Below are 1321 nucleotides of genomic sequence, written 5' to 3' on the forward strand. Positions count from 1 at the left end.
GAGACTGTAAATTAAATTGTGTAATTGCCTGAATTTGCTATGTTCATATTCACAACGGAGTCAGGCAACATGATGAACGAACAAAAACTAAAAGACCTTGCAGCAGAATTTGCTAAAGGAATCAAAACAGAAGACGATCTCAATCAATTCACCCGATTGTTGACTAAACTCACTGTTGAAACGGCTCTCAATGCCGAACTTACCGAACATCTCGGACATGAAAAGAATGCTCGTAAGAACGGTTCAAATGCTCGTAACGGTTATTCCAGTAAGACCGTGCTGAGCGATGATGGTGAGATTGAGATCACCACACCACGAGATCGTGATGGCACATTTGAGCCACAGCTAATTAAAAAGAATCAGACCCGTATCACGCAAATGGATAGCCAAATTCTATCCCTTTATGCCAAAGGCATGACTACCCGTGAAATCGTGGCTACTTTCAAAGAAATGTACGATGCTGATGTATCGCCAACGCTTATTTCCAAGGTGACTGATGCTGTTAAGGAGCAAGTCGCTGAATGGCAAAACCGTCCGCTGGATGCACTCTATCCCATCGTCTATATGGACTGTATTGTAGTTAAAGTCCGTCATAATGGCAGTGTTATCAACAAGGCTGTATTCCTTGCCTTAGGCATTAATCTTGATGGACAGAAAGAACTGCTCGGCATGTGGATGGCTGAGAATGAAGGTGCAAAGTTCTGGCTGAATGTCCTGACTGAGCTTAAAAACCGAGGGTTGCAGGATATTCTGATCGCCTGTGTGGATGGACTAAAAGGCTTTCCTGATGCCATTAACAGCGTATACCCGCAAACCCATATCCAGCTGTGCATTATCCATATGCTGCGTAACAGCTTGAAATACGTATCATGGAAAGATTACAAGGCGGTCACTCAGGATTTAAAAGCCGTTTATCAGTCACCTACTGAAGAGGCAGCCTTGATGGCCTTGGATCAATTCGCCCAAACATGGGATGACAAGTACCCACAGATCAGCAAAAGCTGGCGTACACACTGGGAGAATCTAAATACCTTCTTTGCTTATCCAGCCGAGATACGCAAAGCCATCTATACCACCAATGCGATCGAATCATTAAACAGCGTAATACGTCAGGCGATCAAAAAGCGTAAAGTCTTTCCAACGGATGATTCTGTACGTAAAGTGATTTACCTGGCAATTGATGCAGCGTCTAAAAAGTGGAATATGCCTATTCGCGACTGGCGTTTAGCCATGAGCCGCTTTATTATTGAATTCGGTGACCGCTTAAGCAATCGCCTTTAAATTTATGAAAAGCAATTACACAAAATTATTTACAGGCTCT

At 43.2% G+C, this 1321-nt stretch carries 1 protein-coding gene; it reads left to right on the forward strand.

The window, feature by feature from the left end; translation table 11 throughout:
* Positions 1–72: 72 nt before the first annotated feature.
* Positions 73–1281 carry an IS256 family transposase gene (locus tag FTT64_RS14325; RefSeq protein ID WP_130136427.1) on the forward strand — a complete coding sequence of 403 codons (1209 nt, stop codon included), beginning with the start codon at positions 73–75 and terminating at the stop codon, positions 1279–1281.
* Positions 1282–1321 lie beyond the last annotated feature (40 nt).

The organism is Acinetobacter sp. Q186-3 (assembly GCF_013420655.1).
Taxonomy (GTDB): Bacteria; Pseudomonadota; Gammaproteobacteria; order Pseudomonadales; family Moraxellaceae; genus Acinetobacter; species Acinetobacter indicus.

What these genes read in the sequence shown, in the direction of transcription:
- FTT64_RS14325 (WP_130136427.1), top strand. Translation starts at nt 73, where the DNA reads ATGAACGAACAAAAACTAAAAGACCTTGCAGCAGAATTTGCTAAAGGA.